Below are 20430 nucleotides of genomic sequence, written 5' to 3'. Positions count from 1 at the left end.
CCTGCTCACCCGACGCGGGTTCGCGTTCGCGGGAAGACAGCGCTTTAGATCAACCGCCGACAGCCGAGTGCCGAGGACAGCGTCGTGAACATTTCCGCCCCCTTCATCGAACGCCCCATCGCCACCTCGCTGATGATGGCGGCACTGGCGCTGCTCGGCGTGGTCGCCTATCCGCTGCTGCCGGTGGCCCCGCTGCCGCAGGTGGACTTTCCCACCATCCAGGTCTCGGCGAGCCTGCCGGGGGCGAGCCCGGACACCATGGCCTCGGCGGTGGCCTCGCCGCTGGAGCGGCGCTTCGGCCAGATCTCCGGCCTCGACCAGATGACGTCGACCTCGACGCTGGGCTCGACCTCGATCACGCTGCAGTTCGAGCTCTCCCGCAATATCGACGCGGCGGCGCAGGACGTGCAGGCGGCGATCACCGCCGCGCTGCGGCAGTTGCCCGACGATCTCACCTCGCCGCCGAGCTATCGCAAGGTCAATCCCGCCGACAGCCCGATCATGATCCTGGCCGCCCGCTCCGACACAATGCCGATGACGCAGGTGGACGACATCGCCGACAACGTGCTGGCGCAGCGGCTCTCGCAGGTGCAGGGCGTGGCGCAGGTGGTGATCGGCGGCGAGCAGAAGCCGGCCATCCGCGTCCAGCTGGACCCCGCGCGACTCGCCGCCAGCGGGCTGACCTTCGAGGATGTGCGCACGACGCTGGCCGCCTCCACCGCCGAGGCGGCCAAGGGATCGATCAACGGCACGGTGCGCAGCTTCACCATCGCCGCCAACGACCAGATCCTGAAGGCGGCCGATTATGACGACGTGATCCTCGCCTATCGCAATGGCGCGCCGATCAAGGTGCGCGATGTCGGCCACGCGGTCGAGGGGGCGGAGAACGTCAATGTCGCGGCCTGGAGCGGCGAGAAGCGTGCCGTGGTGCTGCTCGTGTTCAAGCAGCCGGGCGCCAACGTCATCGAGACGGTCGACGCCATCAAGGCGACCCTGCCCCGACTCGACGGCATCATCCCCACCGGCATGACCATCGATACGGTGATCGACCGCACCACGACCATCCGCGCCGCGGTGGAGGACGTGCAGTTCACCCTCGCGCTCACCATCGGCCTGGTGGTGATGATCATCCTGCTATTCCTGCGCAATCTGCGCGCGACGCTGATTCCCGCCCTCGTGGTGGTGCTCTCGCTGGCCGGCAGCGCGGCGGTGATGTACGCGCTCGGCTTCAGTCTCGACAACCTCTCGCTGATGGCGCTGACCATCGCCGTCGGCTTCGTGGTGGACGATGCCATCGTCGTGGTCGAGAACATCGTGCGCTACATCGAGGAAGGCGAGCCGGCCTACAGCGCGGCCATGAAGGGCGCGCGGGAGATCGGCTTCACCGTGCTGTCCATCAGCCTCTCGCTGGTGGCGGTGTTCATTCCGCTTCTGCTGATGGGCGGCATTGTCGGCCGGCTGTTCCGCGAATTCGCCCTCACCGTCACCGCCTCCATCGCCGTTTCGGCGCTGGTCTCGCTCACGCTGACGCCCATGCTGTGCTCGCGCTTCCTCAAGCCGCCGGCGCACACGCATGGCTGGCTGTACCGGGGGATCGAAGCCGGCTTCGACGGTATCCTTGCCTTCTACGTGGCGACGCTGCGGATCGCGATGCGCTATCGCTTCATCACGCTCATGGTGTTCTTCGCCTCCGTCGCGATCACCGGCTGGCTGTTCGTGGTGGTGCCCAAGGGCTTCTTCCCGACGCAGGATATCGGCATCCTCACCGGCCTGTCGGAAGCCGCGCAGGACGTGTCGCCGGAAGAGATGAAGCGGCTGCAGCAGGCGCTCGGCGAGGTCATCGCCAAGGACCCGGCGGTGGCCGCGTTCGGCTCGGTGCTCGGTTCGGGCGGCGCGTCCACCACCAATACCGGCCGCTTCTTCATCGCGCTGAAGCCACTTGAGGCGCGCGACGCCTCGGCCTCCGAGGTCATCGCCCGGCTGCGGCCCAAGCTGAACGGCGTGGGCGGGGCGACCGTGTTCCTCCAGCCCTCGCAGGACATCACGGTCGGCGGGCGCATCTCGCGCGCGCAGTACCAGTACACGCTCACCGACGTCGATCTCGACGAGCTGGACGGCTGGGCGCCGAAGCTGCTCGCCCGGCTGCGCCAGATGCCCGAACTGACCGACGTGTCGAGCGACCAGCAGGGCAGCGCGCCGCAGCTCAAGATCGTCATCGACCGCGACCGCGCGGCGCGGTTCGGCATCCAGCCGGCGGTGATCGACGCCACGCTTAACGACGCCTTCGGCCAGCGCCAGGCGGCGCAGTACTTCACCCAGCTGGATTCCTATGCGGTCATCATCGAGGCGACGCCGGAGCTGCAGAAGCATATCGGCTCGCTGGACCAGATCTATGTGAAGTCGCCGATTTCGGGCCAGGCCATTCCGCTGTCGACCCTCGTCACCATCGATTCCAAGACGGTGGGACCACTCTCGGTCTCGCACCAGGCGCAGTTCCCGGCGGTGACGTTCTCCTTCAACCTCAAGCCCGGCGTCTCGCTGGGCCAGGCGGTGCAGGTGATCAATGCCGCCTCGGCAGAACTCGGCGCACCTTCAACCCTCTCCGGCAGCTTCCAGGGCAGCGCGCAGGTGTTCCAGAGCGCGCTGGCCAGCGAGCCGGCGCTGATCGCGGCGGCGCTGTTCGCGGTCTATGTCATTCTCGGCGTGCTCTATGAGAGCTACATCCACCCCCTCACCATCCTGTCGACACTGCCCTCGGCCGGCATCGGTGCGCTGCTGGCGCTGTGGGCGGGCGGGTTCGACCTCTCGGTGATCGGCATTATCGGGATCATCCTGCTGATCGGCATCGTGAAGAAGAACGGCATCATGCTGGTGGACTTCGCCATTGCCGGCGAGCGCGACCGCGGCATGAGCCCGGAGGAGGCGATCACCGAGGCCTGCCGGCTGCGCTTCCGGCCGATCCTGATGACCACGCTGGCGGCGCTGCTGGCCGGCGTGCCCCTGATGCTGGGGACCGGGACGGGATCGGAACTGCGCCAGCCGCTGGGCTTCGCCATGGTCGGCGGCCTCGCGCTGAGCCAGGTGCTCACCCTCTACACGACGCCGGTGGTCTATCTCTATCTCGCGCGGCTGCAGGCCCGGTTCAGCGCCCGTCCCCTGCCGGGCGCCACGCCCGCCCCCACCCCGGCCGAGTGAGCGGGAAAGGTCCGCCCCGACCGGCGCCGACGGCGCGCACCGGGGCGGTCCGTTGAGCGCTGGATCAGCTGCGCCGGCGGGTGGCGACAGCCGGGCGCGCGGGCACCGTCCGCGCCGGGGCCGGCTTGACCGGAGGACCGGCCCGCTTGGCATCATCGATCAGCTCGTACCACATGGCGTTCAGCACCGCGAAGGCGGCGGCGAGCGGCAGGCCGAGCAGCCAGGCGAAATACCACATCTGCATTCTCCCTTGAGCGTTTTCGAGCGAAGCGGATTCCGGTTCGCGTGACGAAAGCGTGTCAAAACGATCCTCTCGAGCCCTTCCGGCGAACGAGAGTTCGCCGGAAGGGCTCCGCCTCTCAATAGGCGTGGCTGTTGTCCTTCTGGATCTCGCCCGCATCCACCTTGCCCCACAGCACGCGGTACACCCAGCTGGTGTAGGCGAGGATGATCGGCACGAAGATTGCGACGCTGACCAGCATGATGAACAGCGTGAGGTGGCTCGACGAGGAATCCCACACGGTCAGGCTGGATTTCGGATCGACCGAGGACGGCAGGATGAAGGGGAACATTGTCAGCCCCACCGTCGAGATGATGCCGAAGATCGACACCGCGCTCGCCAGCACCGGCGTTACCTCCTTGCGCGCCCACAGCAGGGCGAACGCCGCCAGCGCGCCGAGAATGCCCAGCACGGGTCCGGCCAGCATCCAGGGATGCGCGGCATAATTGGCGAACCACGCACCCGCCGCGACCTCGGCGGTCTTGCCCAGCGGGTTGGACGGCCCGGCCACCGGGATCACGCTGGTGATGCGGTAGCCATGGATGCCGAGGAACAGCCACACGCCCCCCAGCACGAACAGCAGCACCGTCGCCAGCGCCGCGATGGCGCCGAACCTGCGCGCCCGCTCGGCCACCAGCCCGTCGGTCTTCAGAACCAGCCAGCCGGCGCCGTGCATGGTCAGCATGGCCACGGAGAGCAGGCCGGCGAGCAGCCCATAGGGGTTGAGCAGTTCGAACAGCGTGGAGCCGTCATAGAAGATGCGCAGGTCGTTGTTCAGGTGGAAAGGCACGCCCTGCAGCACGTTGCCCACGGCCACGCCCATCACCAGCGCCGGCACCAGCCCGCCGATGAACAGCGCCCAGTCCCACGCGCCGCGCCACAGCCGGCCTTCGCGCTTCGAGCGGTACTTGAAGCCCACCGGCCGCAGGATGAGCGCGAACAGGATGGCGAACATGGCGAGATAGAAGCCGGAGAAGGAAACCGCATAAAGCTGGGGCCAGGCGGCGAAGATGGCGCCGCCGCCGAGGATCAGCCACACCTGGTTGCCTTCCCAGACCGGCCCGACCGAGTTGATGACGATACGCCGCTCCAGGTCGGTCCTGGCGACGAAGGGCAGCAGGATGTCGGTGCCGAGGTCGAAACCGTCCATCACGGCGAAGCCGATCAGCAGCACGCCGAGCAGCAGCCACCAGATGACGCGCAGCGTGTCGTAGTCGATGAGCGTGTGAAGAACCATGTTCCTACTCCGCGGCGACGAGATGGGCGGGGATGAGATTGGCTTCAGGATCCTCGTCCGGCTCGGGCCCCTTGCGGATGGCCCGGATCATCAGCGTCATCTCGATGATGATCAGCACGGTATAGAGGGCCGCGAAGCCGACGATGGTGGTAAGCACGGTGGCCGCGCCGAGGCTGGACACGGCGGCGGCGGTCGGCAGCACGCCCTCGATGATCCAGGGCTGGCGGCCGATCTCCGCGACCACCCAGCCCATTTCCGCCGCGATCCACGGCAGCGGGATGGCCAGCACGGCCAGCCACAGCAGCGGCCGGTAGCGGTCGAGCGTGCGGCGCGCCGACAGGAAGAAGAACACCGCCGTCAGCAGGATGAAGAAGAAGCCGAGCCCGACCATGATGCGGAAGGCCCAGAACAGCGTCGGCACGCTCGGCACCGTGTCCCAGGCGGCCGCCTTGATCTGCTCGGGCGTCGCGGTGCGCGGATCGTCAACATAGCGCTTCAGCAACAGCGCATAGCCGAGATCCATGCCGTTATCCTCGAAGGCATCCTTGACGGCGGGGGGAATGGCCGCCGTGGAGCCCGCCGCGCGGATCTTCTGCAGCGCGTCGAAGGCAAGGATGCCGCTCTGGATCCGCTCCTCCGCATGGTTGACCAGTTGCTCGATGCCCGGCACCACGGTGTCGAGCGAGCGCGTCGCGATGAGGCCGAGCGCCCACGGAATGCGCACCGCGAAATGCGTCTCGCGGTCCTGCTCGCTGGGGAAGCCGAACACGGTGAAGGCGGCGGGCGCCGGCTCGGTCTCCCACATGGCCTCGATGGCGGCGAGCTTCATCTGCTGGTGCTCGGTGGTGAGATAGCCGCTCTCGTCGCCCAGAACGACGACGGAGAGCGAAGCTGCGAGGCCGAAGGAGGCGGCCACCGTCATCGAGCGCTTGGCGATCTCGATATGCCGGCCCTTCAGCAGATACCAGGCGGAGACGCCCAGCACGAAGATCGAGGCTGTCACATAGCCGGCCGAGACGGTGTGCACGAACTTCGCCTGCGCCACCGGGTTGGTCACGACGGCGAAGAAATCGCTCACCTCCATGCGCATGGTCTGCGGGTTGAACTCCGAACCCACCGGGTTCTGCATCCAGCCATTGGCCACCAGGATCCACAGCGCGGAGAAATTGGAGCCGGCCGCCACCGCCCAGGTGGCGATCAGGTGGCCCACCTTGGACAGCTTGTCCCAGCCGAAGAAGAACAAGCCGACAAAGGTCGCCTCAAGGAAGAATGCCATCAGCCCTTCGAGGGCGAGCGGCGCCCCGAAAATGTCGCCGACATAATGCGAGTAATAGCTCCAGTTCATACCGAACTGGAATTCCATCACCAGGCCGGTGGCGACGCCGAGCACGAAATTGATGCCGAACAGCACACCCCAGAACTTGGTCATCTGGCGCCAGACCCGCCGGCCGGTCATGACATAGACCGTCTCCATGATGGCAAGGAGCACGGAAAGGCCCAGCGTCAGCGGCACGAACAGGAAGTGGTAGAGCGCCGTCATTGCGAATTGCAGGCGCGAGAGGTCGACGACATCAAGTTCCATCGTGGTCTCCGGTTGCGTCCGGTCTCCTGGTCTTGTGGCACCGCACGGGCGCGGCGCCGGAAAGGCGTGTCAGTCGGGCCGCAGCGCGGCGAGCGCCGCCGTGAAGCCCGGCTCGCCGCGTCGGGTGAGGGTGTGGAGCGCGCCATCGGCGAGGACGGCGATGCGATCGGCGATCTCCGCCTCGCGCGCGAGATGAGTGGCGAGGATGATAGTCCGCCGGCCGGCATTCGCTTTGATGCGGCGCAACACGTCCCGCGCCGTCGGTCCGTCGAGCCCGTCGGTCGGCTCGTCGAGCAGCCAGAGCGGAGCGTCGCGCAGGATAAGCCGGGCCAGCGTCAGCCGCCGCGCCTGCCCGCCGGAGAGGCCGAGCCCCGCTTCGCCGAGCCGGGTGTCCAGCCCCTCGGGCAGGCCCGCCACCACCGCCGACAACCCGGCCGCATCCAGCGCGGCCGTCAGTTCCACATCGCTCGCGGCAGGATCCGCCAGCAGCAAATTGCCGCGCAGGCTGTCGAGGAACAACTCCGTGCGCTGGGTGAGCAGCGTCGCCGGCAATACTGCGAGCGTGCCCGCCGCCGGCGCGATCTCGGCGGCCAGCGCGGCGAGCAGGGTGGATTTGCCGACCCCGCTGGGGCCGACCAGCGCCAGCGTCTCGCCCAGCGGCACGCAGAGGTCGAGATGGCGCAGCACCGGCCGCGCCGCGCCGGGAGGGGCGAGGTCGACAGCGGCGAGTTCGGCCGCCATCCCCGCCTTGGGCGCGTGGCGCGGCACCGCCGCGCGCTGGCGCTTGAGGCGCGGAGCGACCCGGCCCGCCGCGATGAGCGCGCGCTCGGCCTCAATCACCCCGCGGCGCAGGGCAGCGAAGGGATCGAACGCCGCCAGCGCCACCAGGAGAACCAGCGCGGCGATCGGGGCGTCCATCCCGCCGCCGGCGGTGAGGGCGGCGACGATGACCAGCATCAGCGCCAGCAGCACCGCGCCGGCGATGCCGAAGCCGGCCGAAATGAACATCTCCACCCGGTTCAGCGCGTCGTCCGCCGCCGCGAGGCGTGCATCGGCGGCGGCCAGCCCGTCGCGCGCGGCCGAGAGGCGACCGGCCATGATGAACTCGCTCTGGCCCGCGACGAGGTCGACCGCGCGCGAGCGCAGCACTTCCAGCGCATGGAGCCGGCGGCGCGCCGGGCGCCGCGCGGCCCGCAGGCCGATCAGCGGGATGGCGATGCCGCAGGTGAGCACGACGAGCCCGAAGACGAGCGCGGTGTTCAGGTCGATCAGGCCGATGACGAGGACAGCGCCCAGTGTCACCACCAGCGCCGCGGCAACCGGCACCAGCACCCGCAGGTAAAGCGAATCAAGCGCGTCGATATCCAGCGTGAGGCGGAACAGCAGCCGCGCCGGCCGGTCGGCCAGCCGCCCCGCCGCCTCCGGCTCGGCCCAGCCGCGGAACAGCCTTTCGCGCAGGCCCGCCAGCACGGCCAGCGCCGCATCATGCGTCACCACCCGCTCGCCATAGCGCGCCGCGGTGCGGATGATGGCGAATAGCCGGATGCCGGCGGAGGGCACGAAGATGTCGAAGACCAGTGCGCCGGCCACGCTCAGTCCGGCGATGGCGGTGGCGGTGATGAACCAGCCGGCGGTGCCAAGGAGCGCGGTTCCCGCCGCCAGCGTCAGCGCCGCCAGCAGCGCGCCGGCGACCAGCGCGAGGCGTCGCTCGGCGAAGAACACGCGCAGGATCGCGCCGAGGGAGCGAAGCCGGGTCATGACGCGATCTCCCCGTTCGGCGCGAGGCGGATGATGCGGTCCATCCGCGCCGCGAGCACCGGATCATGCGTGGCCACAATCAGCGTCCGGCCGCGCGCGAGTTGCAGCAGCGCCTCGGTGATCTCGCCGGCCGTGTCGCTGTCGAGATGTGCGGTCGGCTCATCGGCGAGAATGAGCCCGGCCGACGGCGTCGCCGCAAGGCGGGCCAGCGCCAGGCGCAGCCCCTCGCCGCCGGACAGGCCGCGCCCGCCCTCGCCGATCGGCGCGGGACCGCGCGCCGCCGCCACCCGCTCCAGCCGGGCGGCGCGGATGGCGGCGCGGATGGCGGGCGCATCCACCCCCGGCCGGCCGAGCGCGACATTGCTGCCCAGCGTGCCCGCGAAGATATGCGGCTGCTGGCCGATATAGGCCATGCGCGCACGCAACCGGTCGGCGCTCAACGCCGTCAGTGGCTCGCCGTCGATCAGGATCCGGCCCGCTTCCGGCGCGGCAAGACCGGCGAGCAGCGCGAGAAGCGTCGACTTGCCCGCCCCGCTCGGCGCGAACAGCGCGACATGCTCGCCGGGCGCCACGGTGAGGTCAAACCCGTGGAACACCGCCGCATCCGTGCCGGCATGCCGGAAGCAAACCGATTCCAGCGCCAGCGCCGGGGCGCCGCCACCGGCGGGCACGGGGGCCACCGGCACATCGCCACCGACGACCGGCCGGCCGGGCTCCGCCAGTTGCTCAAGGGCGGCCAGCGCCGCCTGCCCCGCCGCCCGGTCATGCCAGGCGGCCGCCAGTTCGCGCAGCGGATCGAAGAAGGCCGGGGCGAGGAGGAGCACGAACAGGCCTTCACCCAGCCCGAACCTGTGGCCCCAACTGCCGAATTCGAGGGAGCCCAGGAGGTGCAGGCCGATATAGGCCGCGACCATCGCGACCGCGACGGCGGAGAATAGCTCCAGCACCGCCGAGGACATGAAGGCGATGCGCAGCACCACCATGGTGCGCCGGCGCAGGCTCTCCGCATCCACCCGCAGGCGCCGGGCCGTCGCGTCCACCGCGCCGAGCCCGCGAATGGTGGCGAGCCCGCGCAGCCGGTCGAGCAGGAAGGCGTTCATGCCGCCGACTTCGACCAGCTGGGCCTCGCTCGCCTCCTTGGCCCGCCAGCCGATCAGCGCCATGAATAGCGGGATGAACGGCGCCGCGAAGGCGAGCACGAAGGCCGCCGCCCAGGAGACCGGCAGCACGAAGGCGAGCAGGACCAGCGGCACGCAGGTCGCCTTGAACCGGGCCGGCCGGAAGCGGGCGAGATAGGGCACCACCGCCTCCGCCTGCTCGGCCAGCACGCTGGCGGCAAGGCCGGAGGTCGCGCGGCCGGCGTCAACCGGCGAGCGGCGCATCAGGGCGAGGGCCGCCAGCGCCCGCAACCGCGACAGCTCGGCCCGGGCGAAGCGGAAGGCCAGCCGCCCACCGGCGGCCTCCAGCCCCGCGCGCAGGGCGCCGAGCAGCACGAGACCGAGAGCCGGCAGCAGCGCCGCACTCATTCCCGCGCCATCGGCAATGCCCGCCACCGCGTAGGCGAGCAGCGCGGCCTGCGGCACCCAGATGAGCGCGGCCGCCACCTGCAGGCCGATAGCCCGACGCTCGGCGCGGCTCAGCGCGGCCGCGCCCGTCCGTCCACGGCGGCCGGAGAGCGTCGTCCGGCTGGCCGAGGAGGTGGCCGAGGAGGATGGGGCGGGAACGGCGCTCGTCTCGCTCATTCTTCCGGGTCCTTGCCGGGTGTCGCGCCGCCGCTGCGGCGCTCACCGGGCCGCTCGGACTTCCGGGCTCGACCGAAGGAGACGATGCGGTCCTTGGTTTCCAGCAGCCGCGTGATCTTCGAGCCGAGGCTCAGCAGCGTGGCGAGACGCTCGGTCTCCAGCCGCTTCACGTCATCATACCAGGTGGTCAGCTGCTCGATGAGATCGTGCATTTCCGCCATGCGCCGCTGCGCGTGGGCCTCCTCCTCGCTGCCGGCCGGCTGCATCAGGATCTCGCGCAGCACCGAGAGGGTGGGGTCGACCTCGCGCTTCTTGCGCTCCTCCGCCAGCGTCCGCAGGATCTGCCACACGTCGTCCGGGGTGGTGAAGAAGTCGCGCCGGTCGTCTGGCAGGTGCTTCAGCACGACGAGGTTCCACGCCTGCAATTCCCGCAGGCTCATGGAAACATTGGAGCGCGAGATGCCGAGCGCCTCGACGATGTCATCCGCGCAGAGCGGCCGGGGCGCCACATAGAGCAGCGCGTAGATCTGGCCAACCGTGCGGTTGATGCCCCACCGGCTGCCCATTTCGCCGAAATGAAGCACAAAGGAACGTATGAGCGGCGGCAGATTCACGGCGCTGGCCCCGACGAGTTTCGTACGGTGATTTCAGAAGTTTCTGAAATTAGTGGCCAGCATGTATTCCATTTTCGCACTCCCGCCCATCCGCGATTTGTCGATTTCGTCACCGCGGGGGTGGACGGATCGTCCCACCCCGCCCCGCTCCCGCGCTGGCGGCAGCTGTTCAGGCCGGCCCTTCAGGCCCGGCGCTCGGCCAGCGCCCGCGCCGCCCACATGCCGGCGAGCATGGCGGGGACGAAGACCAGCGTGCCGCTCGCCCCGAGACCGAGCGCGGTGAAGGCCGGGCCGGGGCAGAAACCACCCAGCCCCCAGCCGATGCCGAACAGCGCCGGCCCGAGGATCAGCCGCGCATCGATGTCGCGCCGGGTCGGCAGCTGGAAGCGCGGCGCCAGCACGGGCCGCTCGCGCCGCAGCGTCAGGCGGAAGCCGATGAAGGCGACCAGCACCGCCCCGCCCATGACGAAGGCGAGCGAGGGATCGAAGCTGCCGGCGAGATCGAGGAAATTCAGCACCTTGGCCGGATCGCTCATGCCGGAAAGGACAAGGCCGAGGCCGAACAGCAGGCCGAGAGCGAGATTGACCAGAACCGACATGGCTCAGCCTCCGATCACGTGACGCACGAGGAAGACGGTGAGAAAGCCGGCCGTCATGAAAACGCCGGTCGCAACGAACGAGCGGGGCGACAGGCGCGCCATGCCGCACACGCCATGGCCGGAGGTGCAGCCTCCGCCCCATACCGCGCCGAAGCCGACCAGCAGCCCCGCCGCAAGCATGAGGAGGAGGTTGGAGGAGACCGTCTGCACAACCGGCGCGCCCGTCACGGCACCGGCCACGAAGGGCGCGGCGATGAGGCCGGCGATGAAGGCCAGCCGTCCGGCAAAGCCACCCTCCCGGTAGGGCGGCAGCAACCGGCTCGCAATGCCGCTGATGCCGGCAATGCGCCCTTCGACCAGCAGCAGCAGCACGGCGCTGAGGCCGATGAGCGCGCCGCCCAGGAAGGAGGCGACGGGCGTGAAGTCGGTCAGCGGAAAAATCGTCGACGTGAAGCCTGTCATGGCGATACCTCGTTCTCGGCCCCGCCGGCACCGCGTGTCGCCGGCGCGCAGAACAGCCCGTGCAGGGTGGTGATGAAGGTTTCGACGCGGGGATCGGCGAGACGGTAGAACACCTGCTTGCCCTCCTTGCGCCCGGTGATCAGCCCCGCGACGCGCAGGCCGGCGAGTTGCTGCGACAGGCCGGGCTGGCGGATGCCGAGCAGATCCTCCAGCTCGCGCACCGAGCGCTCCCCGTCCACCAGCGCGCAGGCCACCAGCAGACGGTCGGGATTGGCCAGCTTCTTGAGGAAGGCGGAGGCCTCATCAACCCGCGCCTTCATCTGCGCGGCTTCCGGGTTCAGCGCGTCGGGCATGGTCTCAATCCCAGGCGGTATTGGTGAGCAGGTCGAGCGGGATCTTGAGATAGCGCACCCCATTCGATTCCGGCAGCGGCAGCCGCCCGCCATTGGTGTTGATCTGCAGCGATTGCAGGATGAGCCGGGGCATGGGCAGGCTGCGGTCGCGCGCCTCGCGCAGGGCGACGAATTCCGCCCCCGTGCGGCACCGCGTGAGGTGGATGTTCTCCGCCTTCTGCGCCGCCACGGTGGATTCCCAGGCCGGGGCGCGGCCATCCGGCTGGTAATCATGGCCGGTGAACAGCCGCGTCTCGTCCGGCAGCGCCAGGATGCGCTGGATCGACGCCCACAACGTGGTCGCGCTGCCGCCGGGAAAATCCGCCCGCGCGGTGCCGCTATCGGGCATGAACAGCGTGTCGTGCACGAAGGCCGCATCGCCGATCACATAGGTGATGGAGGCCAGCGTGTGCCCGGGGGAGAACATCACGCGCGCGTCGATCCCGCCCACCGCGAAGCGCTCGCCCTCCGTGAAGAGCCGGTCCCATTGCGAGCCGTCGGCGGGGAAATCCGGCCAGTTATAGAAGCCCTTCCACAATTCCTGCACGTCCTTCACCCGCTCGCCGATCGCCGTCGGCGCGCCGGTCCGGGCCTTTAGGTAGTGCGCGGCCGAGAAGTGGTCGGCATGGGGGTGGGTATCGAGGATCCACTCGACCGCGTACCCCTTGTCCGCGATGAAGGCGAGCAGGCGGTCCGCGCTGGCGGTAGCGGTCTGGCCCGATTTCTCATCGAAATCATGCACCGGATCGACGATGGCGCAGCGCCGCGCCGCCGGATCGGCCACGACATACTGGATCGACGAGGTGCGCGGATCGAAGAACCCGGTCACCTCGGGTTTCTGGCTCATGATGCCGGGGCCTCGCCGCGTCGGGGTATCACGAGCGCCGGTCGAGCTTGCCCGCACGACGCGGGCAGGTCGAGACGCCGAGCATCGAATAGAGCGGGCAGTTGCCGACCAGCGCCGTGAGCAAAGGCACGAGGCCGATGAGCCCCAGCCAGCGCAGATCGCCCTCGACCACGACCAGCAGTGAGAGCAGCGCGAGACCGACGACGACGCGCAGGGCACGGTCGGTGCGTCCGATATTGTGGTTCATGGGCTTCACCCTCCAACGGGGCCGGCAGGGATGTTCCTGTCGTCTCTTGGATAAAACGATTGCATTTTATTGCAACTATTTTTATGCAAGTATAAATACGCATCCATGCTGCCCTCGCTCGACGGACCGGCAGCCGAGGAGGCCGCGGGTATCCCGTCACTGCGGATCCGGCGATTTCCCGGGCGCCTGAAATGAATTAGAGCCTATCGTGAGGGGTTCTTCGCCGGATGGGCTCCCGGGTGGCGATATTCGCGGAGACGCGGCCGATATCGGCACGGCAGATGTCGGCACGGCAGGGTTTGGCGAGTGACAGTGGCTTCCGATCCGGCATCATCCACGCCTGAGACCGAGATGCGGTCGCTGCGGCAGCTCATTCGCGCGAGCGAGATCGGCATTGTGCTGCTGGCGGCGCTGGTCGGCGTTGCCGCGGGTTTGGCGGTCGTCGTGATGAACGCGGCGACGCAGGCGATGCACGAGTTCATCTTCCGCATCCCGCTCGACGCGCATCTGTCCATCACATCCGGCATGGCGCCGGCGCTGCTGCTGCTCGGACCCACGCTCGGCGGCCTCGTCTTCGGCGTCGGCTCCTGGCTGGCGACGCGCCGGGCCACCGCTCCGCCGGTCGATCCGATCGAGGCCAACGCGCTGCATGGCGGGCGCATGTCGCTGAAGGACAGCGCCATCGTCGCGGTGCAGACGATGTTCTCGAGCGGCGTCGGCGCCTCGGTCGGGCTGGAGGCGGGCTATACGCAGGCCGCGAGCGGCGCGGCCTCGCGGATCGGCCAGGCGGTGCGGCTGCGGCGCGCCGATCTGCGCCTGTTGGTCGGCTGCGGCGCGGGCGCGGCCATCGGCGCCGCCTTCAACGCGCCGCTGATGGGCGCTTTTTACGGCTTCGAGCTGGTGCTCGGCACCTATGCCATTCCCGCCTTCGTGCCGATGATGACGGCGAGCTTCACCGCCTCGCTTACCCGGCAGATCCTGCAACCCACGCCCGTGCCCGTGCTGCCGGCCCTCGATCCGCCGACACTGGGCGACTGGCCGGCGGTGCTGCTGCTTGGCCTCGTCTGCGCGCTGGTCGGCATCGCGGTCATGCGCGGCGTCACGCTGGTGGAAAGTGGTTTCCGCCGCTCGGCCCTGCCCCAGGTCTTGAGGCCGGCCGTCGGTGGTCTGATCGTCGGCGCGCTGGCGCTGTGGAACCCGGCGGTGCTCTCGGCCGGTCACGGCGCGGTCTATCATTTCATTGTCTCGGGCGATTCGTTCACGGTGCTCGGGTTGCTGCTGGTCGCCAAGGTGGTGGCCTCATCGGTTTCCATCGGCTCCGGCTTTCGCGGCGGCCTGTTCTTCGCCTCGCTGCTGATGGGCGTGCTGGCCGGGCGGGCCTATGGCGCGGGGCTGGACCTCGTGCTGCCCGGCCTCGTGGCCTCGCATGCCTTCTACGCTCTCATCGGCATGAGCGCCCTGGCGGTGGCGGTGGTGGGCGGGCCGATGACGATGACGCTGCTGGCGCTGGAGATTACCGGCGACCTCAAGCTGACGCTCGCGGTGCTCGCCGCCGCCGCGACCGCCTCGCTCACCACGCGCCGGCTGTTCGGCTTCTCCTTCACCACCTGGCGCTTCCATCTGCGCGGCGAGAACATCCGCGGCGCGCATGATGTTGGCTGGCTACGCGAACTTACCGTCTCCAGCCTGATGCGCCGCGAGGTGCCCCTTGTCGATGCCGATGCGCCGCTGGCGCAGGCGTGCCGCGCCTATCCGCCGGGCTCCACCCCCTATCTCGTCGCCAGCGAGAAAAGCGGGTTCTATGCCGGCATGGTCTCCACCACCGCACTGTTCGAGGCCGAGGCGGAGAGTGATGGCAAGGCCGATGCCCCCGCGACCTTGCGCGCGCTGCTGACCCATGCCGGCGAAACGCTCGCCCCCGGCATGACGTTGCGCGATGCGCTGGCCACCTTTTCACGGGTGGAGGCGGATGCTCTCGCGGTTGTCGATGCCGAGCGGCGGATCGTCGGCCTGCTCAGCGAGGCTCACGCGGTGAAGCGCTACAGCGACGAGATGGCGCGGCGGCTCGGCGAAATCACCGGCGAGCCGCTGGACTGAGCCGGCGGACGACGCGCGCAACGTCTGGCGCCGCGCGCTTCAGGTTGCGCCGGGCTTCAGCTCTGGCGCGTCTGCGGGTCCGAGCAGCGCCCGAGGCTGGAGGGCGCGCGGCGCCATTCCCGCGTCTGGCCGAGCGATTCGACGCCGATGAAGCCGGTAATGGCCAGTCGCCCGCTGGATCTCAACTCGGCGCTCAGCCGGTAGCGCCCGCCGGAGACGGGATCATAGACCCAGCCATTCTCGAAGCGGTCGTCATTGGGGCGCAGTCCACCGATGATTGACAGCCCGCACAGGGGCCTGCTGCGCGCGTCGGCATTCGGGTTGCGCATGTCGCGCAGCGGCTGCCCGTCCATGACGGGGGTCTTGAGCCAGACGATCCTTCCGCAGACCGAGCTGCCGCAAGACATCAACTCCACCGCCGCCTGCGAATCGTCGGTCATCCACACGCCGCGAATGTCATCGGGCGTATCCGCCAGGACGGGAGCGACGCCGCCGAGCAGGGTCAGCACGACGCCAAGTAGATGCCATATCCGTTTCATTGTTGCGCTCACGTATCCGGCCCCGCGCCCATCCGGCGCTGCGGCTTCGACCTCCTAAGCCTCCGCACGGACCGCTCCGGCATCGCGAATACCAACACGATGCCCAAGGCGTGACAGAGGATGACATTGTCGTACAAGATAGATTTTCCGGCCACAGACCCTTTTCGTCTGGAAGCGCTCCAGAAATGGATTCTTTCGCTAACGAACTGTGTTCGAGCCGGGACAAGGGCGCTTTCGGACCGCCAGGCAGCGGCGCGCCGCTGGGGGACGCCGACCCACGAGCGCGCGGGCGCCCTGCCCTTCGCATGAGGCCGGCGGCGAGAGCGCGCAAAAGGGAGCGACGAGGACGCGGAAAGGCGACGGCGGGGAGGCTTGTGAGAAGATCGAGCGGCGGCGGCCGGCGACCCGCCGATCCAGCCGTGCGATGCTGCGCGCGCGAGGGGTCGCATCCCTGCGGGAACGGGCGCGCGGCGCGTGCCAGCCGATCGGCCAATCCCGGCGGGGGGCCGACGTACCGCACGGTCGCCTGCCGGTGGTGCCACCGGCAATGCCGCAGGGCGTTGACGCCGACGGCACCGGACGAGCCGCACATTCCACAATGGAGCTCGATGCGGTCCGGTTCCCTTTACCAGTCGCCATCGTCGCCGGAAGACCGCCGAGGCGGCTCACGGGCATGGTGCCGCGTCGCTCACATTCCGCGCGGCGGCACGTGCCGGCAACCGCGAGGCCCGCCCTTGATCCGCTCACCTAAGCCGGGGCTGCGCGTGGAAGGGCGGCCCCGCGAAGGCTCAGAGGCTCATAAGCCGCATGCCGAGTTCCTGGGCCGTGGCGATGCCGGCGGGAATGACGCCTGACGTGGCCAGCCGGCTGCCGGGACCCGCCTGTTCCGGCAACGCGGCCGGGGCTTGGCTGGTCTTCTCGGCGGCCCGCAGGGGGACGGCGATCGGCGCTTCGCCGGCAATCTGCCGGGCGAAGCGGTTGGCGAACTCCACGCAGCGCTCGCCGACAAGGTCGCGCTGATGGTCGATCGTGATGACGTGATAGCAGTCGTCGAGCACCATCGTGTCGACCAAACCGCCCAGCTTGCGCTGCAGGGTCATCATGTTCTTGAGGCTCGCCACATCATCGATGCGGGACTGGATGACCAGCGTGCGCTGCTTGACCTGCGGCAGCATCGGCTTGAGGGCCGCCGTGAGACGCCAGAGTTCGCGCACCGCCAGAGCCGGTGTGGAGAGCAGGCCCGCCTCGCTCGAATTGCCGAATTTCATGGCATAGGCGATCATCGCGCGGGCCCGCTCGCACTTGAGCCCATAGGGCTCGCGCTCCTCGAAGCGGTAATAGCGCCCGAGTGGCGTCTGCATCGCGATGCGCAGCAGGAAGCTGTATTTCGGGATCGACCAGCCATCATAGGTCAGTGTCGGCGCCAGCATCATGAGGCCGTGCACGCGCTTGGGCTGTCGGGCCGCCACCAGCCCCGCGAGCACCGCGCCCATGGACAGCCCGCCGACGAGGATGCGCGAACAATGCTTCTCGAGCCGCTCGATGCCCTGCATCGCGCTCTGATACCAGTCCTCGAACGTCGTCGCGATGAGGTCTTCCTCGGTGCCGCAATGGCCCGCGAGCTGGCAGCACAGCACCGTGTGGCCGCCTGCGGCCAGCCGCCGCGCGGTATCGCGCATTTCGACCGGCGTCCCCGCAAGTCCGTGAATGAGGAGAACCCCGACCGGACCGCGTTCATAGAAAATCGTATGATCACTCGTATGTTTATGCACTGCCCACCCCACCAATTCTCTTCCGGCAAGCTGACGCTCGCCGTGATCGGGAACTAGTGTTCCCGCACCGCTAGGAGCCGCACCGCGAGGCGGGCGGCCTCTCACTCCACATCCCAGACGGCGAGATCACCCCTCTCACCGAAATCTGGAAGGCACGACGTCCGGCCAATGCGAATGACACCCATCGGCGCAGTCATACTGGCATCCACAGAGGTAATCCAGTACCTATCTTCACGTCCACAGGCTGCCTTCCTATTCCGTACCGTAGGGGAAGTGTCCGGTTACGGAATAGGAAGGCAGCCGGCGGCGCCGGCCATCAGGAGCCGTGCGCAACGCCCGCCGGCGCCAGACCCGCACTCATTCCCCCAACCCGGCTGCCGGGATCGGGCAACGCATGTCCAACCGACACCACGCCATTCGCCTTTTCCACCGCCCGCGCCGGGACGGTATAGGGCACCTCGCTCGCAGCGCCACGGGCGAAGCGGTTGACGAATTCCAGCACCCGCTCGCCAACCAGATGGCGCTGCTGGTCGACGGTGATGATGTGATAGCTGTCATTCAGCACCATGGTGTCGACCAGCCCGCCCAGTTCGCGCTGCAGCGTGGCCATGTTGCCGAGGCTCGCCACGTCGTCCTGCCGCGCCTGGATGACCAGCGTGCGCTGGTTGATCTGCGGCAGCAGCGGCTTCAGGGCGGCCGTCAGGCGCCAAAGCTCGCGCAGGGATGTCGCCGGCTTGGAAATCAAGCCCGACTCGGCGGAATTGCCGTATTTCAGCGCGTAAGCGACCATGGCCCGCGCACGCTCGTCCTTGAGCCCGAAGGGCTCACGCTCCTCGAAGCGGTAGAAGCGCCCGAGCGGCGTCTGCATGGCGATACGCAGAAGGAAGCTGTATTTGGGGATCGACCAGCCGTCATAGGTCAGCGTCGGCGCCAGCATGATGACGCCATGCACCCGCTTGGGCTGGCGGGCGGCGACCAGAGCGGACAGAACCGCACCCATGGACAGACCGCCGACGAGAATCTGCGAGCAGTGCTTTTCCAGCCGCTCGATGCCCTTCACCGCGCTCTCGTACCAATCCTCGAAATTCGTGGCGACCAGGTCCTGCTCGGTGCCGCAATGGCCCGCCAACTGACAGCACAGAACCGTGTGGCCACCTGCCGCCAGCCGGCGGGCCGTATCGCGCATCTCGACCGGCGTACCGGTCAGACCATGGATGAGAAGGACACCGACAGGGCCACGCTCGTAATAGATGCTATTATCGACAACAGGATTACGCATCGAAGCCCCCCTTCCAATTCCAATACGACCTGACCAAGCCCTTGACGCTCAGCAAACTTCCGGCTTGACCGTTGCCACGGCCTACCGATCGCCGGCCCGCGAGAAATTGGCGGCGAACCTTGCTGAACTGCTCGGGTAGTCAAGTAATCACGCGACCGGAGACAAAACGGCGCCAGGGCCCGCACCCTGTTGATGCGCCGTGCTGCATAGACAAAGATGAAGGCGCGGAACCCCGGTGCACCGATCCTGCACCCGAACTCCGAAACCCCTGTCGCGGTCAGGAACAACCCCTCCGCGCGGGTCTTCGCTTCCAAAGATCAGATGAAACAAGGAACGAGCCCTCGCTTCACCTGGCGGCTTTGGAAACACAACGCGCCACTCACCCATGCAGCACCAGCGAACGGGAGCCCACAAAGGCGCTCGTCGGTCGCACGGTGCCCATCGGTGACGCGGCTGCGATCACGCATTACTGCTCTCGAATGACACGTCGAGGGACGTGGGAATGGTCGGGCTGATCTCCGCCATGATCGTCGGCAGCAAGGCCAACGCGTCGGCGAAATTCGTGATGGCGATGTGCGGAATGCCCTCTTGCGCGCAGTACGTGGCGAGCTTGCCCTTGGCGAGGACGAAGTCGGCCCGCCGGGCGAGGCAGAAATCCGACCGCCCGTCACCGATCAGCACCAGCGGATGCCGCCCGCTCGTCGCCTTGCACTTGCAGGTGCCGCTGCCGCAGCCTTCCGCACCATTGGCGAACGCTGCCTTCCAGCCATCCGCGCCCATCTGCAGCATGGTGTTGGCGCTCACCGGCAGGTCGAGGCCGGCGGCACGCAGCAGCGGATGGATGAACAGATCGAAGCCGTCCGAGACGACAGAAACGGTGGCGCCATAGCGACGCGCGGCGGCGACGAAATCGGGGACGTCGGAATCGATGCTCAGCTTGGCGACGGCCTGCTCCAGTTCTTCCGGCGTGGCCCGGAACAACTCCACCTCACGGGAAATGCACTCGCGCGACGTCATTTCACCCGCGACACACCTATCCTCGATCGCACGCCATTCCGGTGTCGCAAAAGTATCGAACAACGAATCCGTAGCATCGGACGGGCAGATGGTGCCGTCAAAGTCCATTGCGAAATGTGGGCGAAGCGCCATATCCATGCTGTGGCCCTAATGTGAACGAGCGTATCTGAAAAACGCACCCGGCAGCGCCTGAAGCTCTCTTCCCACATATTCTCTGCAATTTTCTCCTAGATTTCGACGGGTCCGCACGACCTCTGGCACATATCGCCGCTTGCGTGGCTTCCGCGACACACTTTTGTGGCCGCCGCGGCTGGAGTGTGGCAAAAACAGGGCAAGGCGAGCGCTAACCCAGCATTCATTGGGACGCCGCACGATGTCTTTCCATCTTGAATGGACAATGGCGGAGGATTCTGCCGCGCCGGCCCCCTCCCCCTGCGCCCTCGGTGAGGAGACCCTGGGTTGCAGACGTGGGACTGCGTAGCCGGCGCGGCGCATCGGCACCAGCGTTCGCACGACCGCCCTTTTGGACTCCGCACCCTGCTGTCATGCGGCCCGGCAGCCCGCGCGATCGGGTACGGCCGGGCGTGGCGGACGTTTGAACATGCCGGTGCCGCACCGCTTGCCACGGCGCGGCGGCTGTGGTGCCTTGAAGGCGCATCAACTCACCATGTCCGCGAGGCTCATGACCCAAGCCCCGCAATCAGCGCCCGGCGACGATCCGTCAACACTCGTGCCGATGAGGCGCGCCGGTTCCGCACCTCCCCGCAGGCG

Annotated in this window: 17 protein-coding genes; 2 read left to right on the top strand and 15 right to left on the bottom strand. The window is 68.3% G+C overall.

Translation table 11 applies throughout. The features are described from left to right. Positions 1-132: 132 nt before the first annotated feature. Positions 133-3195: an efflux RND transporter permease subunit gene (locus FHS55_RS02580; protein WP_210286848.1), complete on the top strand. Its 3063-nt coding sequence runs from the start codon at positions 133-135 to the stop codon at positions 3193-3195. Between the two features lie 64 nt (positions 3196-3259). On the opposite strand, the gene cydX is transcribed toward FHS55_RS02580, so the two are convergent. The 11 genes from cydX to FHS55_RS02525 form a co-directional block, all read right to left on the bottom strand. After that, entirely contained in the window at positions 3260-3433 is a 174-nt protein-coding gene (cydX, locus tag FHS55_RS02575) for a cytochrome bd-I oxidase subunit CydX (RefSeq protein WP_183188102.1), read from the bottom strand. Positions 3434-3554: 121 nt separating this feature from the next. Then, positions 3555-4712, bottom strand: a complete 1158-nt coding sequence (gene cydB, locus FHS55_RS02570) for a cytochrome d ubiquinol oxidase subunit II (protein WP_183188101.1) — start codon at positions 4710-4712, stop codon at positions 3555-3557. Positions 4713-4716: 4 nt separating this feature from the next. Beyond that, a complete protein-coding gene (locus tag FHS55_RS02565) occupies positions 4717-6294 on the bottom strand; it encodes a cytochrome ubiquinol oxidase subunit I (RefSeq protein ID WP_183188100.1) in 1578 nt (525 codons plus the stop codon). A 69-nt stretch (positions 6295-6363) separates the two neighbouring features. Further along, positions 6364-8052: an amino acid ABC transporter ATP-binding/permease protein gene (locus FHS55_RS02560; RefSeq protein ID WP_183188099.1), complete on the bottom strand. Its 1689-nt coding sequence runs from the start codon at positions 8050-8052 to the stop codon at positions 6364-6366. Beyond that, complete coding sequence (cydD, locus tag FHS55_RS02555; protein ID WP_183188098.1) at positions 8049-9794, bottom strand: thiol reductant ABC exporter subunit CydD; 1746 nt, start codon at positions 9792-9794, stop codon at positions 8049-8051. Before cydD ends, FHS55_RS02560 begins: the two co-directional genes overlap by 4 nt. Next, entirely contained in the window at positions 9791-10408 is a 618-nt protein-coding gene (locus FHS55_RS02550; RefSeq protein ID WP_183188097.1) for a MarR family transcriptional regulator, read from the bottom strand. Before FHS55_RS02550 ends, cydD begins: the two co-directional genes overlap by 4 nt. 182 nt (positions 10409-10590) lie before the next feature. After that, entirely contained in the window at positions 10591-11007 is a 417-nt protein-coding gene (locus FHS55_RS02545; RefSeq protein WP_183188096.1) for a DUF6691 family protein, read from the bottom strand. Between the two features lie 3 nt (positions 11008-11010). Next, positions 11011-11469, bottom strand: a complete 459-nt coding sequence (locus tag FHS55_RS02540) for a YeeE/YedE family protein (RefSeq protein WP_246339766.1) — start codon at positions 11467-11469, stop codon at positions 11011-11013. Continuing rightward, complete coding sequence (locus FHS55_RS02535) at positions 11466-11822, bottom strand: ArsR/SmtB family transcription factor (RefSeq protein ID WP_246339764.1); 357 nt, start codon at positions 11820-11822, stop codon at positions 11466-11468. The genes FHS55_RS02540 and FHS55_RS02535 overlap by 4 nt, the downstream gene beginning before the upstream one ends. A 4-nt stretch (positions 11823-11826) precedes the next feature. Then, on the bottom strand, positions 11827-12708 hold the full coding sequence (locus FHS55_RS02530) for an MBL fold metallo-hydrolase (protein WP_183188095.1): 882 nt from the start codon (positions 12706-12708) through the stop codon (positions 11827-11829). 28 nt (positions 12709-12736) lie between these two features. Continuing rightward, a complete protein-coding gene (locus FHS55_RS02525) occupies positions 12737-12955 on the bottom strand; it encodes a YgaP family membrane protein (RefSeq protein ID WP_183188094.1) in 219 nt (72 codons plus the stop codon). Between the two features lie 351 nt (positions 12956-13306). Here FHS55_RS02525 and FHS55_RS02520 point away from each other — a divergent pair, with 351 nt between their 5' ends. Further along, entirely contained in the window at positions 13307-15052 is a 1746-nt protein-coding gene (locus FHS55_RS02520) for a chloride channel protein (RefSeq protein WP_183188093.1), read from the top strand. 56 nt (positions 15053-15108) lie between these two features. Here FHS55_RS02520 and FHS55_RS02515 read toward each other — a convergent pair whose 3' ends face one another. The 4 genes from FHS55_RS02515 to FHS55_RS02500 all read right to left on the bottom strand — a co-directional run bounded on the left by FHS55_RS02515 (position 15109) and on the right by FHS55_RS02500 (position 19797). Continuing rightward, positions 15109-15591 (bottom strand): DUF2147 domain-containing protein, encoded by a 483-nt coding sequence (locus FHS55_RS02515; protein WP_183188092.1) that lies wholly within the window; start codon positions 15589-15591, stop codon positions 15109-15111. Positions 15592-16379: 788 nt separating this feature from the next. Beyond that, on the bottom strand, positions 16380-17363 hold the full coding sequence (locus tag FHS55_RS02510) for an alpha/beta hydrolase (RefSeq protein WP_343055946.1): 984 nt from the start codon (positions 17361-17363) through the stop codon (positions 16380-16382). Positions 17364-17679: 316 nt separating this feature from the next. Continuing rightward, positions 17680-18642: an alpha/beta hydrolase gene (locus FHS55_RS02505; protein ID WP_183188090.1), complete on the bottom strand. Its 963-nt coding sequence runs from the start codon at positions 18640-18642 to the stop codon at positions 17680-17682. Between the two features lie 459 nt (positions 18643-19101). Continuing rightward, positions 19102-19797 carry an HAD-IB family phosphatase gene (locus FHS55_RS02500; RefSeq protein ID WP_183188089.1) on the bottom strand — a complete coding sequence of 232 codons (696 nt, stop codon included), beginning with the start codon at positions 19795-19797 and terminating at the stop codon, positions 19102-19104. Between the last annotated feature and the right edge of the window lie 633 nt (positions 19798-20430).

It is taken from the genome of Ancylobacter tetraedralis (assembly GCF_014195655.1).
GTDB classification, from domain to species: Bacteria; Pseudomonadota; Alphaproteobacteria; order Rhizobiales; family Xanthobacteraceae; genus Ancylobacter; species Ancylobacter tetraedralis.
The sequence above is the reverse complement of the archived record's forward strand: the minus strand, read 5'-3'. Positions and strand labels throughout refer to the sequence as shown.

Bases quoted from the DNA above. Each gene is read 5' to 3' on its own strand.
- FHS55_RS02545 (WP_183188096.1), bottom strand. From the start codon at position 11,007: ATGTCGGTTCTGGTCAATCTCGCTCTCGGCCTGCTGTTCGGCCTCGGC.
- FHS55_RS02520 (WP_183188093.1), top strand. From the start codon at position 13,307: ATGCGGTCGCTGCGGCAGCTCATTCGCGCGAGCGAGATCGGCATTGTG.
- FHS55_RS02560 (WP_183188099.1), bottom strand. From the start codon at position 8,052: ATGACCCGGCTTCGCTCCCTCGGCGCGATCCTGCGCGTGTTCTTCGCC.
- cydB (WP_183188101.1), bottom strand. From the start codon at position 4,712: ATGGTTCTTCACACGCTCATCGACTACGACACGCTGCGCGTCATCTGG.
- FHS55_RS02535 (WP_246339764.1), bottom strand. From the start codon at position 11,822: ATGCCCGACGCGCTGAACCCGGAAGCCGCGCAGATGAAGGCGCGGGTT.
- FHS55_RS02500 (WP_183188089.1), bottom strand. From the start codon at position 19,797: ATGGATATGGCGCTTCGCCCACATTTCGCAATGGACTTTGACGGCACC.
- FHS55_RS02505 (WP_183188090.1), bottom strand. From the start codon at position 18,642: ATGCGTAATCCTGTTGTCGATAATAGCATCTATTACGAGCGTGGCCCT.
- FHS55_RS02515 (WP_183188092.1), bottom strand. From the start codon at position 15,591: ATGAAACGGATATGGCATCTACTTGGCGTCGTGCTGACCCTGCTCGGC.
- FHS55_RS02565 (WP_183188100.1), bottom strand. From the start codon at position 6,294: ATGGAACTTGATGTCGTCGACCTCTCGCGCCTGCAATTCGCAATGACG.
- FHS55_RS02580 (WP_210286848.1), top strand. From the start codon at position 133: ATGATGGCGGCACTGGCGCTGCTCGGCGTGGTCGCCTATCCGCTGCTG.
- FHS55_RS02540 (WP_246339766.1), bottom strand. From the start codon at position 11,469: ATGACAGGCTTCACGTCGACGATTTTTCCGCTGACCGACTTCACGCCC.
- cydD (WP_183188098.1), bottom strand. From the start codon at position 9,794: ATGAGCGAGACGAGCGCCGTTCCCGCCCCATCCTCCTCGGCCACCTCC.
- FHS55_RS02525 (WP_183188094.1), bottom strand. From the start codon at position 12,955: ATGAACCACAATATCGGACGCACCGACCGTGCCCTGCGCGTCGTCGTC.
- cydX (WP_183188102.1), bottom strand. From the start codon at position 3,433: ATGTGGTATTTCGCCTGGCTGCTCGGCCTGCCGCTCGCCGCCGCCTTC.
- FHS55_RS02530 (WP_183188095.1), bottom strand. From the start codon at position 12,708: ATGAGCCAGAAACCCGAGGTGACCGGGTTCTTCGATCCGCGCACCTCG.